The 14901-nt window shown below is 53.1% G+C and carries 17 protein-coding genes; 6 read left to right on the top strand and 11 right to left on the bottom strand.

Annotated features, from left to right (window positions below; translation table 11 throughout):
• Positions 1 to 67: 67 nt before the first annotated feature.
• Positions 68 to 1492 (top strand): M20 family metallopeptidase, encoded by a 1425-nt coding sequence (locus tag IP582_RS06680; protein WP_193795466.1) that lies wholly within the window; start codon positions 68 to 70, stop codon positions 1490 to 1492.
• Positions 1489 to 2763 (top strand): MFS transporter, encoded by a 1275-nt coding sequence (locus tag IP582_RS06685; protein ID WP_071193886.1) that lies wholly within the window; start codon positions 1489 to 1491, stop codon positions 2761 to 2763. The genes IP582_RS06680 and IP582_RS06685 overlap by 4 nt, the downstream gene beginning before the upstream one ends.
• A gap of 33 nt (positions 2764 to 2796) precedes the next feature.
• Here IP582_RS06685 and IP582_RS06690 read toward each other — a convergent pair whose 3' ends face one another.
• Complete coding sequence (locus IP582_RS06690) at positions 2797 to 3249, bottom strand: hypothetical protein (protein ID WP_193795467.1); 453 nt, start codon at positions 3247 to 3249, stop codon at positions 2797 to 2799.
• A 206-nt stretch (positions 3250 to 3455) separates the two neighbouring features.
• On the opposite strand from IP582_RS06690, the gene IP582_RS06695 reads away from it, so the two are divergent.
• On the top strand, positions 3456 to 3788 hold the full coding sequence (locus IP582_RS06695) for an SdpI family protein (protein ID WP_110295805.1): 333 nt from the start codon (positions 3456 to 3458) through the stop codon (positions 3786 to 3788).
• Between the two features lie 122 nt (positions 3789 to 3910).
• Here the strand turns inward: IP582_RS06695 and IP582_RS06700 are convergent, their stop codons facing one another.
• The 4 genes from IP582_RS06700 to IP582_RS06715 all read right to left on the bottom strand — a co-directional run bounded on the left by IP582_RS06700 (position 3911) and on the right by IP582_RS06715 (position 6453).
• On the bottom strand, positions 3911 to 4474 hold the full coding sequence (locus tag IP582_RS06700; protein ID WP_193795468.1) for a hypothetical protein: 564 nt from the start codon (positions 4472 to 4474) through the stop codon (positions 3911 to 3913).
• 139 nt (positions 4475 to 4613) lie between these two features.
• Positions 4614 to 5156: an acireductone dioxygenase gene (locus tag IP582_RS06705; RefSeq protein WP_041852164.1), complete on the bottom strand. Its 543-nt coding sequence runs from the start codon at positions 5154 to 5156 to the stop codon at positions 4614 to 4616.
• Positions 5153 to 5842, bottom strand: coding sequence for an acireductone synthase (mtnC, locus tag IP582_RS06710; protein WP_193795469.1), 690 nt, complete (start codon positions 5840 to 5842; stop codon positions 5153 to 5155). The genes IP582_RS06705 and mtnC overlap by 4 nt, the downstream gene beginning before the upstream one ends.
• On the bottom strand, positions 5842 to 6453 hold the full coding sequence (locus IP582_RS06715) for a methylthioribulose 1-phosphate dehydratase (RefSeq protein ID WP_041852162.1): 612 nt from the start codon (positions 6451 to 6453) through the stop codon (positions 5842 to 5844). Before IP582_RS06715 ends, mtnC begins: the two co-directional genes overlap by 1 nt.
• Before the next feature lie 126 nt (positions 6454 to 6579).
• Here IP582_RS06715 and IP582_RS06720 point away from each other — a divergent pair, with 126 nt between their 5' ends.
• Positions 6580 to 7740, top strand: coding sequence for a pyridoxal phosphate-dependent aminotransferase (locus IP582_RS06720; protein WP_071193882.1), 1161 nt, complete (start codon positions 6580 to 6582; stop codon positions 7738 to 7740).
• 6 nt (positions 7741 to 7746) lie between these two features.
• Here the strand turns inward: IP582_RS06720 and IP582_RS06725 are convergent, their stop codons facing one another.
• The 3 genes from IP582_RS06725 to dsbG form a co-directional block, all read right to left on the bottom strand.
• Positions 7747 to 8373 carry a ParB/RepB/Spo0J family partition protein gene (locus IP582_RS06725; RefSeq protein ID WP_193795470.1) on the bottom strand — a complete coding sequence of 209 codons (627 nt, stop codon included), beginning with the start codon at positions 8371 to 8373 and terminating at the stop codon, positions 7747 to 7749.
• A complete protein-coding gene (locus IP582_RS06730) occupies positions 8358 to 9533 on the bottom strand; it encodes a phosphoadenosine phosphosulfate reductase (RefSeq protein WP_193795471.1) in 1176 nt (391 codons plus the stop codon). Before IP582_RS06730 ends, IP582_RS06725 begins: the two co-directional genes overlap by 16 nt.
• A gap of 327 nt (positions 9534 to 9860) precedes the next feature.
• Positions 9861 to 10604 carry a thiol:disulfide interchange protein DsbG gene (gene dsbG, locus IP582_RS06735; RefSeq protein WP_193795472.1) on the bottom strand — a complete coding sequence of 248 codons (744 nt, stop codon included), beginning with the start codon at positions 10602 to 10604 and terminating at the stop codon, positions 9861 to 9863.
• Between the two features lie 395 nt (positions 10605 to 10999).
• Between dsbG and ahpC the strand changes: the two genes are divergently transcribed.
• Positions 11000 to 11563: an alkyl hydroperoxide reductase subunit C gene (gene ahpC / locus IP582_RS06740; RefSeq protein WP_041852156.1), complete on the top strand. Its 564-nt coding sequence runs from the start codon at positions 11000 to 11002 to the stop codon at positions 11561 to 11563.
• 378 nt (positions 11564 to 11941) lie between these two features.
• The gene (gene ahpF, locus IP582_RS06745; protein ID WP_041852155.1) at positions 11942 to 13507 is read left to right on the top strand and encodes an alkyl hydroperoxide reductase subunit F; all 1566 of its coding nucleotides are present in this window, start codon (positions 11942 to 11944) and stop codon (positions 13505 to 13507) included.
• A gap of 119 nt (positions 13508 to 13626) precedes the next feature.
• Here the strand turns inward: ahpF and uspG are convergent, their stop codons facing one another.
• The 3 genes from uspG to rnk all read right to left on the bottom strand — a co-directional run bounded on the left by uspG (position 13627) and on the right by rnk (position 14816).
• Positions 13627 to 14055 (bottom strand): universal stress protein UspG, encoded by a 429-nt coding sequence (gene uspG / locus IP582_RS06750; RefSeq protein ID WP_193795473.1) that lies wholly within the window; start codon positions 14053 to 14055, stop codon positions 13627 to 13629.
• Positions 14056 to 14187: 132 nt separating this feature from the next.
• Positions 14188 to 14277, bottom strand: coding sequence for a small membrane protein YldA (yldA, locus tag IP582_RS25495; RefSeq protein ID WP_271851235.1), 90 nt, complete (start codon positions 14275 to 14277; stop codon positions 14188 to 14190).
• A gap of 128 nt (positions 14278 to 14405) precedes the next feature.
• A complete protein-coding gene (gene rnk / locus IP582_RS06755; protein WP_193795474.1) occupies positions 14406 to 14816 on the bottom strand; it encodes a nucleoside diphosphate kinase regulator in 411 nt (136 codons plus the stop codon).
• Positions 14817 to 14901 lie beyond the last annotated feature (85 nt).

A 14901-nucleotide genomic window follows, 5' to 3' on the forward strand; every position in this document is an offset into this window, starting at 1 on the left:
TGAAAAATTCGCGTTGCAGCCACGCAACTGCGGCTCGACATTTGACGGGACAGACAGGGCAAACAACATGACAACACAACAGATCGTCGACCAGGCGCTGGCGTGGTTCGACAGCGGCCATTTTAAAAGCATCCTTGCCAGCCGGGTGGCAATCCCCAGCGAAAGCCAGCGTAATGACAGGGATGGCGCGCTCACACGCTATTACAACGACGTATTCATTCCCGCGTTTCAGGAATTGGGCTTTACGACCGAGGTGATTGCTAACCCGGTCAATGCCGCCCGACCATTTTTACTCGCCAGCCGCGAAGAAGACCCGACGCTGCCCACCGTGATGTGCTACGGACATGGCGATGTGGTCTTCGGTGACGATGCGCGCTGGGCCGAAGGGCTTTCGCCGTGGACGCTGGTCGAGCGTGATGGCAACTGGTACGGACGCGGTACGGCTGACAACAAAGGTCAACATTCGGTTAACCTCGCCGCACTGGAGCAGGTTTATCACGCGCGTAACGGTCGGCTGGGGTTTAACTGCGTCTGGCTGTGTGAAATGGGCGAAGAGGTGAGTTCGCCAGGGCTGGCCGCCATCTGCGAACAACTTAAAGCACGCATCAATGCAGACCTGTTTATCGCCTCTGATGGACCGCGCCTGAGTGCAGAGCGCCCGACGCTATTCCTCGGTTCACGTGGCTGCGCCAACTTCCGTCTGACCATCAATGCGCGCGCCAAAGATTATCACTCTGGCAACTGGGGCGGGCTGCTGAGCAACCCCGGTACGCAACTGGCAAACGCCATCGCGAGCCTGGTGGATGGTAAAGGCGAAATCCAGATTGCGGCGCTGAAGCCGCCTGCCTTAACGCCTGAACTGAAAGCCATTCTGGCAGATATCACCCCGGCACGTGGCGGAAACGATCCCATCACCGACCCGAACTGGGGCGAGCCCGGATTGTCGGCGGCAGAAAAACTGTTTGGCTGGAATACCCTGGAAGTGCTCTCTTTCCTGACAGGGAATCCGGCACAGCCCATGAACGCGATCCCGGGGCAGGCGACAGCGGTCTGCCAGTTGCGCTTTGTGGTGGGGACCGACTGGGAACATCTGGAGCAGGCGGTTCGTGCGCATCTGGATGCGCACGGCTTTTCTATGGTGACCATCAGCGAAGTGCGCGGCACCCCTGCAACGCGCTTTGACCCGACCGATCCGCTGGTGAACTGGACGCTTGAGGCGATGGCGGAGACGACCGGCAAGAAACCGGCCCTGTTGCCGAACCTCGGCGGCTCGCTGCCTAATGATGTGTTTGCCGGGATTTTGGGCCTGCCAACGCTGTGGGTGCCGCATTCGTACCCGGCCTGCGGCCAGCATGCGCCGGACGAGCACCTGCCGATTGCCATTGCCCGCGAGGGGCTGGCGATCATGACCCGCCTGTTCTGGGATTTGGGCGAGCGGGGAGCGGCACTGCTTGCCAGCCATCAGGCGCATCAGAATGGAGGTGCAAAATGACAACTCTCGCCCGTGAGACAGAGCAGGGCAGCGTGCGCCCGAACCTGGCGAAAACGCTTTTTGCCACCTGTATTGGTAATGCCCTGGAGTGGTTTGATATTGCGGTGTACGGCTTCTTTGCCAGCTATATTGCCCAGGTCTTTTTCCCGACGACTAATCCAACGGTCTCTCTGCTGCTCGCTTTCGGTAGCTTTGGTATCGCCTTTTTGATTCGCCCGCTGGGGGCGGTGGTGCTTGGCGCTTATGCCGATAAACACGGTCGTAAGGCCTCGCTGCTGCTCTCTATCAACCTGATGATGCTGGGCGGGGCGATGATCACCTTTATGCCCGGTTATGCCACCCTCGGTTTGGCCGCGCCACTGCTGATTTTGCTGGCGCGCCTGATTCAGGGCTTCTCCGCAGGCGGTGAGTTTGGTAGTTCGACGGCGTTTCTGGTGGAACACTTCCCGGAGCGTAAAACATTTATCGCCAGTTGGCAGTTTGCCACTCAGGGGGCCAGTACGCTGATGGCATCCGCCTTTGGTCTGGGGCTGGCACACTGGCTGACGCCGGAGCAGTTGCTGGACTGGGGATGGCGCGTGCCGTTCGCCTTTGGTCTGCTGATTGGCCCGGTTGGGCTGTGGATCCGTCGCCATGTGCACGAGCCTGAGGCGTATGTTGAGATCGAGAAGCCGCGTCATCCGGTGAAGCAACTGTTGGGTTCGCAAAAACGCCTGTTGGCGCTGGCGATTGGTCTGATGGTGGTCTCCACGGCAATTAACTACATGCTGAACTATGTGCCGACCTGGGCGACCAAAAGCCTTGGCCTGCCCGCGTCATCCGCCTACAGCGCGACGTTGCTGGCCGGGGTGATTCTTACCGTGGTGACGCCGATAGGTGGACTGTTGGCGGAGCGTGTCGGGCGTGAGCGTCTGTTGTGGACCGCGTTGGGCCTGCTGGCGTTTACGCTGCTGCCCGCGTTCTGGCTGATGAGCCTGAACGTCACGCCCCTGTCGCTTTCACTGCTGGTGGGATGGATGGCGTTGTTGAAATCCATCTACTTCTCGACCATTCCGTCGGTGATGGCGGATATTTTCCCGGTATCGACCCGGGCCAGTGGGATGTCCATCAGTTACAACATCGCCGTCACGGTATTCGGTGGGTTTGCGCCATTCATCTGTACGCTGCTTATCAGCGCAACCGGCAGCCACTTCGCACCGGGCTTCTACCTGATGGTTACCGTGTTCCTGAGCGTTGCCGCGCTGTGGCACACGCAAAAACAACTCCGTTAATCAGCAAGCTGCCCCTCTCTGTCCGGAGAGGGGTTATCCCTGTGCGCCAGATCCCGGCAAAATCACCTGAGAATTATCAATTTCACTGTTTGGCGTCTGCGGCGCATTTTTTTTGCTGCTAACGATATTGTTTTCATAACGCGGCGGAGTGATGACCGGATAGACGTAGCTTTCCTGTTCCGAACATCGCACAGGATCGCGCGAACCCGCATAAAACAGATAGTACTGATGGGAGTTGGGGAAATAGGCCAGATCGTCGCCATTGCCAAAGGTGGTGGTCCAGAAGGGCACTCCGGCTTTGGTGTGGCTTTGCAATTTGCCTGAGGCGACCTGAAAGTGATCGCCCCATTTCATGGTGATGAGATAGTAATCAAAAAAGGAGACGGTGATGGCCCCACGGGGCGGGCAGTTAAGTTTGACGGCGTCATCCGCACGTGCCGCCAGTGCCGGTAAGGTCAGTAATAATAAAAACAGGGGATATTTCACGCATCCATTCTCGAGGCCGTAAGGTCAGGAGCGGAATCCTACGGTGTCGGGCCGTGGCATGACCAGCAGCAAGCTGTTACATCTCCCTCTAAAGTTAATCAAAATATGACGTTACTCTTATTCGTCCGTTAATTTTCCTCTACCATCCATCATGACAGTGAATATCCCTTTTTCGGGGATACAGGCGTTTAAAGGGAGAGTCGCTGATGGATATGAATTTTATCTGGCTGAGTATCACCAGTCTGATATTAATGGCTATTGCCATTCCGCTGCTTTTGCAGAAGGTGAAACCGAACCGCTGGTATGGGATAAGAACCGCGCGAACGCGCAATGATGACGAGCTGTGGTATCGGGCCAATCGTCTGTATGGCATCGCGATGCTGACAGCGGGCGTGGTATTTTTTGTGCTCTCTGCCATCCTCGGGAACTGGCGTCCGGGTGAGGATAACCAAAAGATAAGCCTGGTATTGTTTATGCTTGAAGTGCTGGTGCCTGTGTTCTTTACCCAGGCGAGAGCGAGGATCCTGGCGCGGAAATGATGCGCCTGGCGTTTCCCGGCTGGCGCTGCGCTTAGCCGGGCTACGAGCAACCCCGATTCAGCGAGCGGTGGCCCGGATAGGGCGGTTACGCCGCCATCCGGGGGCAGGTATCGCTGCATCCCTTAAACACAGGGTCCCTTCGCGCAACCGTACATCATCACCAGCGGGAAAATGGGGATCATCAACGGCGCCATATAACTCACATTCTGTTCGGTTTTGTCGGTGATCGCCACCGTCACAGGGGGATCCAGTCTGGTCGCGTCAGCGGTAGAGTAATGCAGGCTCCCATCATAAGTGCCTTTGGCTTTAAACACGGCGACCATCGTTTTCCCGGACTCCATCACATGCGCGTTATAATGATATTTGAGCCTGTCCTTCTGGGCGGGTGTTAACTGAGTCGCATCGACAATCGCGCGATATTCCGCCGTGACATCTTTATCTTTCACCACAAAGTAGACCGCCACACCGGGGCTTTTATCCCCGAACTCGTCATAAAAGGCTTTGTAGTCGTTATAAACATCACGGGTCTTATCACGTTTAAAGACATAGCCGTACTTGTCTGACATGACCGTAATATTATTTTCCGTCACCCGCAGGTAGTCGAGAGTGTCCTCTTTCGGCATTGGCACTGTGGTTGCGCAACCGCTCAGCACCATCGCCAGGAGCATCAGTATGATTTTCTTCATTCTTCCTTCCCTGTGAATCGCATTCGCAAAAAGAGCAAGTATAGGCCGGGTTTAGCAGGAGAAAAGACAGGCTACAGGAATGGGTAGGGGCCAAAAAAAGCCCCGCGTGAATGCAGGGCCACAACAAGGGGGCGGGAACTCACGCCAGCCGCGGATAGTTTTCCGCAATCGCATCGCCGGTGAACTGTGCGATCCAGCCTTCCGGGTTGTCGAAGATGCGAATGGCGGTGAAGTTCGGCTCGGAACCCATATCAAACCAGTGCGGGGTACCGGCGGGCACGGAGATCAGGTCGTTCTTCTCGCACAATACCTGGTACACCTCGTCATCAATATGCAGGCAGAACAGCCCGGCACCTTCCACGAAAAAACGCACTTCGTCTTCGCCGTGGGTGTGTTCGTTGAGGAATTTGGCGCGTAGCGCCTCTTTTTGCGGATTATCGGCACGCAGGCTGATCACATCCCAGCTCTGGTAGCCCTTCTCGGCAACGAGTTTGTCGATCGCGTGCTGGTAGGCGACGATCACCGTCTCCGGTGATGGATCTGCGCCCAGGTCACGGTCGGCTTCCCAACGTTCAAAACGGACGCCTTTGGCGTTCAGCTTCTGCTGAATCCCGGCGGCGTCGGTACTTTGCCAGACAGGCTTGCTGGCGTCTTTGTCAGAATAAATCGTCAGTGCGCTCATGAGGGGATCTGCTCCGGCTTAATGTGGTCGAAAGAGGGAACCTGGTGATGTTGGCTCGCCGCGTCATGGTCGCCGCGAATCAGTTGTATGGTTCGTAAACCGGCCTGCGCTGCGGCGTCCAGCTCCTGATGGATATCAGAGAGGAACAGGATCTGCCCCGGCGGCACGCCCAGTTGTTCAGCGATATTGCGATAGGACTGAACCTCGCGCTTCGCCCCTACCAGGGTGTCGAAGTAGCCGCTGAACAGATGAGTAATATCACCTTCGTCGCTGTAGCCAAATAACAGTTTTTGCGCTGCCACTGAGCCAGAGGAATAAACATATAGATCAATACCTTTGGCTTTCCATTTTTCCAGCGCGGGCAACACGTCCGGGTAAAGATGACCGGTGAAGTCGCCATTGACGTAGCCATCACGCCAGATAATGCCCTGTAGCGCTTTCAGTGGCGTGGATTTACGGTCCTCATCCATAAACTGCACAAGCGTATCAAGCAGATCGGCGGTGGTTGCCTCCGGCTGGGCTATCTCTTCACGCAGGTTATCGAGGATGGTTTTTACCGGCTCGATATACTGCTGCGCGTTCAGAAAAGCCGGCAGACGTTCGCGGGCATAGGGAAATAATACGTTGTGCACAAAGCGAATATCGCTGGTGGTACCTTCTATGTCGGTAACTATCGCGCGGATCATTATTTCTCCAGCAGACGGCGCTGCATTTCGCATTCAAATAAAAATTCCAGCCCTTCCAGATGGCGACGCGCTTCAGCCACATCGCGCCCCCAGCAGGTCAGACCGTGACCACGCAGCAAAAAGCCATAGTTCAAGGGGCGTTCTTGCGCGTAATGTTCAATATGGCGGGCGAGGGCATCAATATCCTGGGCGTTATCGAAAATTGCAATCGGCACGGTATCAAGATGGGTGGTTTGCCCGCGCAGAGATTTTTGCATTTCGAAGCCGCTGATGAGCAATTCAGGGGCACGCTCAACGCGTGACAGTACGGTGGCATTCACCGTATGGACATGTAGCACCGCATTCGCATCCGGGAACAGACGGTAAATCAGCGTGTGCAGGCCCGTTTCCGCTGACGGCTTACGCCCCGACGGCGCATGGTTATCGGCGATCGACACTTGCAGGAAGTCCGCTGTCGTCAGGCTGCCTTTGTCTTTGCCGGATTCGCTCAGCCAGCACCATTGTGCATCTTCACGCACCGACATATTGCCACCGGTGGCAGGGGACCAGCCTTTCTGGCCTATCCAGTGACAGGCGTTAACGAGCTCATGGAGTTGCAGGTTGTTTGTCATAGTCTTCCTGGGTTGCGCGTCGGCAGGAATAATCTTATGGTTTAGACGTCTAAGCGTCTTGATTGCCAAATACTAACATCGTGTTATAGTGGCAGCAACATCAGTATTACAAGCAGGCACGCAACCATGAGCGATAACGCACTGATTCCCCAAAGTAAACTTCCCGCTTTAGGCACCACTATTTTCACGCAAATGAGTGCGCTGGCGCAGCAGTATAAGGCCATCAACCTGTCCCAGGGATTCCCGGATTTTGATGGTCCACGCTACTTGCAAGAGCGGCTGGCTTACCACGTGGCACAAGGGGCGAATCAGTATGCGCCAATGACCGGGGTGCAGGCGTTGCGCGAGGCCATTGCCGATAAAACCGAAGAACTGTATGGCTACAAACCGGACGCGGGCAGCGATATCACAGTAACGGCGGGGGCGACCGAGGCCCTGTATGCAGCGATCACCGCGCTGGTACGTAAAGGTGATGAAGTCATCTGCTTTGATCCCAGTTATGACAGCTACGCCCCGGCGGTGGAGTTGTCTGGTGGTGTGCTAAAACGTATTGCCCTGCAACCGCCGCATTTTCGCGTGGACTGGCAGGCATTCGCTGCACTGCTGAGCGATAAAACCCGTTTGGTTATCCTTAATACGCCGCATAACCCGTCTGCGACGGTGTGGCGCAAAGAGGATTTCGCGGCATTATGGCAGGCGATTGGCGAGAAAGAAATCTATGTGCTGAGCGATGAAGTTTACGAGCACATCTGTTTTGCCGAAGCGGGACATGCCAGCGTGCTGGCGCACCCGCAACTGCGTCAGCGGGCGATTGCCGTTTCTTCGTTTGGTAAAACCTTCCATATGACCGGCTGGAAGGTGGGATACTGTGTGGCGCCGGCTGCCATTAGCGCCGAGCTGCGTAAGGTGCATCAATACCTGACCTTCTCGGTCAATACGCCTGCGCAACTGGCACTGGCGGATATGCTGCGAAGCGAGCCGGAACATTATCGCCAGTTGCCTGCGTTTTATCAGGCTCGTCGCGATGTGCTGGTCAATGCGCTCAGCAGCAGTCGGCTGGAGATCCTGCCGTGCGAAGGCACTTACTTTTTGCTTGCCGATTACAGCGCCATTTCCGATCTTGATGATGTGAATTTTTGCCAGTGGCTGACAAAAGAAGTTGGGGTGGCGGCTATTCCGCTGTCGGTTTTCTGCGCCGACCCCTTCCCCCATAAGCTGATTCGCCTGTGTTTTGCAAAGCAGGAATCGACGCTGCTGGCAGCCGCTGAACGGTTATGCAAGCTATAACCGACGCTATTTAACCGTCCACGCGCGCGAGAATCGACGGCCTGCAAAGAGTTCTGTCAGGCCGTTAATCTGTTTCAGGCGCAGCACTTCATCGCTGTCCATTCCCAGCTCCTGGCCAATCTGCTCTTCTGTCCAGCCTATCCGTGAGAGTTCACGAACAATTTCCGCCATCTCATTGATTTGATGGCGGCCACGTGCCCGGTTATGCCGGATGGTGGCCGCCATACGATCGGACTTGCTGGCTCTGTCGCTGTTCAGGCAAGTAATCGGGAGATAGCCTTTAAGTTTACTTTTTAGCGCCGCCCGACTTTTGCCCAGTTCGTGGCGGTGAAAACCATCGACAATTTCAAAGTGATGAGGTTTGTCTTCCTGCACCACAATGGGCTGGGTGAAACCATCGGCCTCCAGCGATTTCAGTAACAACCGTTTCTCCGGCGGTGCAACATTGTTAGGGTTGTAGTCATTTGGGGAAATGTGGTCGTTCTTCACCCATAAAACACAATCGACAGGCTGGTCGCGAAACGGGCTTAACGCATGGAGAGTACGACGAAAATCATTGATAGCTTCAATCCGTTCTTCCTCAGGTAATGCGCCGAGAAATGCCTCAATCTCGCTGATTAATCGCTGTTGCATAAAATTCCCCACTCCTTGCGTTTGTTTTTGATTCGTTCGTGATACCGCTTGTAATTGCTTGTTTTGGTGGGGCTAAAAGAGAGTGCCCTGCACCAGTAATCGTTATTGAGCAGCACTTTGCAGATGCGGCGCCAGGAAGGTATATCTTTTGCGCCAACATCCCCGGGCTGGCTATCGGGAATGTGTGTCAGGCCCTGTTTTTCAAACCAACGCAAATAAACGGCAATTTTGTTGCGATAATGCTCCGCAGATTGCTCCGGCATGCTGTCGAGCAAGAAAAGGACATATTCCCGCCAGCTCAAATGCGCAGGCTTAGTGAGTTTTCGGTGACCATAGAAAAGATTGTCCTGACCGGCATAAATCCCGCCGCTGCTGACGCCGCTGACCCGTTCGCACATGAGTGCCCAGCGCTCAGGTTCAATAACGTGATAGAGCCACAGTCCCTGGCGTTGCTCAGGGCCGAAAGGTTCACAAATACGCATATAGCGCGTGGGCACGCCTGCCTGATACATCAAATCATATAATGGGTTATAAGGCGTTTGGGTCTTACCAAACCAGGTCCAGATATCGGCTATTTTCCAGTCATAAATTGGGTAAATGTACCAGGCATGCCCGCGTGGGGCAGCGGTAGTCCAGGGCTTATCATCGGCGAAACGCATTTTGCGTGCCGACGCGATAGCCATAAAGCGGTTGTAAGATTCGTCAGCGCGAATACCAATCATCATGGCTGCCGGGCGATGATTGGCAAACCAGTCGGCAAACTCACTGACAAACGATTCAAAGGTCATGCCGTGTTGATAAAAAGGCAGCTCGGCAGGATCCGTTATCGCATGTTCAGGAGGTTGCCGTACCCATTCAACGCCGGGTTGCCAGCATTGCCAGGTGGGGGAAAATTGCGATAAGCCATTTTGTGTAGTCAGTGGCAAGGCAATCCAGAAGAAGCGCTCTGTAATATCGCTGTATTCAGCACGCATACGCTCAACATACTCGATGGTATAGCTAAACTGAGCCTCCCAGTCGATAAATAAGATGTTGATTTTCTTTTTTAGCTGACGTGCCAGTTGCGCCGTCAGATTGAGCATGATACTGGAATCTTTTCCACCCGAAAAAGAGACACATACTCTCTGAAAGTTTTTCAGTGTCCATTTAATTCTTTCCATGCTGGCGTCCAGAACATCCTGTTCCAGAATTTGTTTGTCAATTTTCACCGTCAATTAATCCCAGGCGATTACCTACTTAGGCTGGGAATGATAATGAAATTAAACAAAGAGTTAATCTTTAATTTTCTATAGATTTCAATGATATAATTGTTTTAAATGTTTTGAGGTATTTATATTCATTACGTTTGTGATTTTGTTTATTTGTTCGCTGTTTTGCTACAGGTGTTTATTATTGGTAACAAAAAAAGAGCTCCGGAGAAATAATCATAACTTTCGCTGATATTTTTCTCCGGCTCACATTTTGCCATTATTCTGTTTTTTTTGCTCTTACTCGCCAAAAATCAGCTTCAATTTTTCTTCATCAGGGAGTCCAACTTCCTGCTGCAGCACATTCTCTTTATTCATGTAGTAAATGGCCGGGGTGGCATTTGCCCCCAATTCGTCCATTAATGTTTGATTACTTTTTAGTACATTCATGATTGTCGGGGGAATGGTTTTGGGTAAATCCAGCGTCATTTTCCCGAGAGATTGCTCATAGTCATGCCATTTTTTGGCCGGGTCGCTATCGCCCAAAATGGCTGCCGCCGCCGCCGGACTTTCGGGTTTGATGACCCCAACCAATAATGTGCGGATTTGTACTTTACCGGCCTTAACCCAGGGGCGTGACTGTTGCCAGAAGCGGCTGCAGTATGGGCAGAAAGGATCGGCAAAAACGTAGATCACACGCGGTGCGTCCTTTTTGCCATCAAGGATCCAGGTTGATTTTTCCATCTGCTGCCAAAGCGCCCGACCTGCCGGCGAGTAGATCTCATCCTGAATCATTTTTTCACTCAGATTGGTGCCAGCGGTGTCATACATATAGCCAGAAATCGCCTGTTTGCCGTCTGGCGTAACATAAATGGTGACGCCCATATCCTGATATTTCCCCAGATAGCCTTTCATACCGCCCGGCGCATCGAAGGATTTAATGATAGTGATACCTTGTTTTTCAATGGCTTGTACGGGCGCAGGCAGCTCTTCTGCCTGAACATAGAAAGGCAAAAGAGAAAGGGCGAGTAGACGTTTAAGCATAAAAACCTTAAGTAACAATGAGATGAATTTGACGACGGTAAAACCTATTACAACCATAGGTAGTATCTGGAGCCCGTGCATTGTTATGTGACAGCGAGAGTGTTGTAATCCCCACTGTCTGTGCGATAACTTTTATCTTGTCGCGCAACGCGATGCCAGTATGACTGGCGCTGAAGCACCCACGGGTATTTCAGGTCTAAAGCCACCCGTGAGGTGGCTTTTTTGTTTTTACCGATGGGATCCCCGTCGACCTTATGCACGTTCATGTTCGGTACATTAAGCAGTTTTGTGCGGGTTGTTAGCTAACGCTTATTGATTTGATAATGCAAACGCATTAGCCGAATCGGAAAAAAATCGTTAACTTACACCTCAACGAAAACACGGAGGAAGTATAGATGTCTTTAATTAACACCAAAATCAAACCTTTTAAAAACCAGGCGTTCAAAAACGGTGAGTTCGTAGAAGTTACTGAGAAAGATACCGAAGGCCGCTGGAGCGTCTTCTTCTTCTACCCGGCTGACTTCACTTTCGTATGCCCGACGGAACTGGGTGACGTTGCTGACCATTATGAAGAACTGCAGAAACTGGGCGTAGACGTTTACTCTGTTTCTACCGACACCCACTTCACGCACAAAGCATGGCACAGCAGCTCTGACACCATCGCTAAAATCAAATATGCGATGATCGGCGACCCGACTGGCGCCCTGACCCGTAACTTTGAAATCATGCGTGAAGACGAAGGTCTGGCTGACCGTGGTACCTTCATCGTTGACCCGCAGGGTATCATCCAGGCTATCGAAGTTACCGCTGAAGGTATCGGCCGCGACGCATCTGACCTGCTGCGTAAAATCAAAGCAGCACAGTATGTTGCTTCCCACCCAGGCGAAGTATGCCCGGCTAAGTGGAAAGAAGGTGACGCGACGCTGGCTCCTTCCCTGGATCTGGTTGGTAAAATCTAAAATTCACGGCGTCTTTCGCACTACAGATGCGTTGGCTGCGCTTAATCACCCCGGTCACTTACTTTTGTAAGCTCCCGGGGATTCATAAGCTTGCCGCCTTTCTGTAACACGAAAGCCTTGTGAATTGAGATTTCCGTCGTCTTTCGCGCCATAGCGGCGTTGGCGTCACCTGCTCGCCCCGGTCACTTACTTTTGTAAGCTCCCGGGGACTCGCAGGCTAGTCGCCTTGCTCTGACGCGAAATGTTCGGAAATTTACGTCTGAAATCGGGTGCAGTTTTGCACCCGATTTTTATCCCGCGCATCATGATTCAAGTTGCATTGGCGCCGTTGTAATAAGGCAGCTTGCATGATGATGTTTTAAGCCCAGGAGATTAAAAATGCTCGACACAAACATGAAAACGCAGCTCAAGGCTTACCTTGAGAAACTGACTAAACCTGTTGAGCTGATTGCCACGCTGGATGACAGCGCCAGATCGGCAGAGATCAAGGAACTGTTGGCTGAAATTGCTGAACTGTCAGATAAAGTTTCTTTCAAAGAAGACAACACGCTGGCAGTGCGCAAACCGTCGTTCCTTATTACCAACCCAGGTTCAAACCAGGGGCCGCGCTTTGCAGGCTCGCCGCTGGGTCACGAATTTACCTCACTGGTTCTGGCACTGTTGTGGACCGGTGGTCACCCGTCGAAAGAAGCGCAGTCTCTGCTCGAACAGATTCGCGATATCGACGGTGATTTTGAATTTGAAACCTATTACTCACTGACCTGCCATAACTGCCCGGATGTCGTACAGGCGCTTAACCTGATGGCAGTGCTGAACCCGCGCATTAAACATACGGCGATTGATGGCGGCACCTACCAGAATGAAATCACTGACCGTAATGTGATGGGCGTTCCGGCTGTCTTCGTCAATGGTAAAGAGTTTGGTCAGGGGCGTATGACGCTTGCTGAAATCGTGGCCAAAATTGATACCGGCGCGGAAAAACGTGCCGCAGAAGAGCTGAACAAGCGTGACGCGTATGATGTGCTGATTGTCGGTTCCGGCCCGTCTGGTGCGGCGGCAGCAGTTTACTCCGCACGTAAGGGTATCCGTACCGGGCTGATGGGTGAGCGTTTTGGTGGTCAGGTGCTGGACACCGTGGACATCGAAAACTACATCTCCGTGCCGAAGACCGAAGGTCAAAAACTGGCGGGTGCGCTGAAAGCCCACGTGTCGGAATACGACGTTGATGTGATTGATTCGCAAAGTGCGACCAAACTGACCCCGGCTGCCGTGGAAGGTGGTTTGCATCAGATTGAAACCGCATCCGGTGCCGTACTGAAAGCACGCAGTATCATCATTGCGACCGGGGCAAAATGGCGCAACATGAACGTGCCGGGCGAAGAACAGTATCGTACTAAAGGTGTCACCTACTGCCCGCACTGTGATGGTCCGCTGTTTAAAGGTAAACGTGTGGCGGTCATCGGCGGCGGTAACTCAGGTGTGGAAGCCGCCATCGATCTGGCGGGCATTGTAGAACATGTCACCCTGCTGGAGTTTGCGCCCGAAATGAAAGCTGACCAGGTGCTGCAGGATAAAGTGCGTAGCCTCGGTAATGTCGACATCATTTTGAATGCGCAAACTACCGAAGTGAAAGGCGATGGCAGCAAACTGACGGGGCTGGAGTACCGCGATCGCGTGAGCGGCGATGTGCATCATATCGCGCTCGCCGGTATCTTCGTGCAGATTGGTTTACTGCCGAATACTACCTGGCTGGAAGGTGCCATTGAGCGCAACCGTATGGGCGAAATTATCATTGATGCGAAATGTGAAACCAGCGTCAAAGGTGTGTTCGCGGCGGGTGACTGCACCACGGTGCCGTACAAGCAAATTATTATCGCCACAGGCGAAGGTGCGAAAGCCTCTCTGAGCGCATTCGACTACCTGATCCGCACTAAGCGTGCATAAGAAGAAAGTAAGACATCCCAACGCATTCGAGTTGCATAACGCTAACGCGCAGGCAACCCGAAGAACGAAGGGACAATACCTGCAATAATCAAGAGGCTGCCTGAGGCGGCCTCTTTTTTTTACCGTACTACCAGCACCGGAATATGTGCATGACGTACTACGCTTGAGGCGTTCGACCCCAGCAAATGGGTAGTGATAGAGGGGTTACGTGAACCAATCACCACCATATCCGCATGTAACTCTTCGGCCATTTCATTAACCACATCGCGTACGCTTCCCAGACGAACGTGGGTGTGGATACGTTCAGGGCTGATTGAAAAGTGGCCTATCATCGTGTTCAGGCGGGTTTGCGCTTCATGCTGCAAGTGTTCTTCAAAACGGCGAATATCGGCAGCGAATCGGTGCAGGCTGAGGCTGGAAGAAGCAGGCAGAACGTGCAGTAAATGGATGACGCCCGAGTCCTGAGCAAGGAACTCGGCGTGGCGCACGGCTTTGTCGCTTAACTCCATTTCGAAAACATCTACCGGCATAATGATTGTCTGATACATAAGCGTGTCTCCCTGTAGATTATGTCACTGGTATTTCAGCAGGAATGACAGAATGATTCTGGTACGTCGCTGGCAATTATTTATTCGAGCTGGAGTTTTTGTAGAAATGAGGATTTTCCGGTAAACCGGGCGTTACCAGTGTCGTTCGAGATAAAGCACGGCCGCGACGATAATCGCCGCCACGATCAAAAAGATAAGGGCGATAATCCATGTTTCGCTCATATGCGAACCCAGGGCAAGAATCTCTTACCACAATAGAAGCCTGAGCGGGACAACGAAATGCGACATTCGGGTGAGCGGGGAAGGGAAAGAGGATGCAGCATGCATCCTCTTAACAGCGTGTGGCGTGCTTAGCGCAGATATTCGCCAGCAGCTTCCGGCTGGTAGATTAACTCCAGCACTTCAAGATCGGTCGTCGCACCGCCGGGCAGTTCCCAGTGGATACTATCGCCGACGCGTAAGCCCAGTAATGCCGCACCGACCGGAGCCATCACGGACAGTTGCGTCGCGCTATCGATCATTTGCGCCGGATATACAAGAGTACGTGTACGGATATCGCCACTTTTAAGCTCACGGAATTTTACCGTGCTATTCATGGTGACCACGTTGGCTGGCATCGCTTCGGGGGCGCACATCTGCGCGCGATCCAGTTCGTCATTCAGCACCTTCGCGACCGGCAGACTGGCATGAGCGGGTTGCTCCAGCAGACGGTCAATGCGCTCAGCGTCAAGTTCATTGATGATAATTGCAGGTCTGGACATCTATTACTCCATGTCATGAGGCGAAATCCCGCCAGATTAATCCAAAGAAAAACCCTCGCCGTCTGGCAGCGAGGGTTTAACTCTT

It is taken from the genome of Citrobacter sp. BDA59-3, assembly GCF_015167655.1.
GTDB classification, from domain to species: Bacteria; Pseudomonadota; Gammaproteobacteria; order Enterobacterales; family Enterobacteriaceae; genus Phytobacter; species Phytobacter diazotrophicus.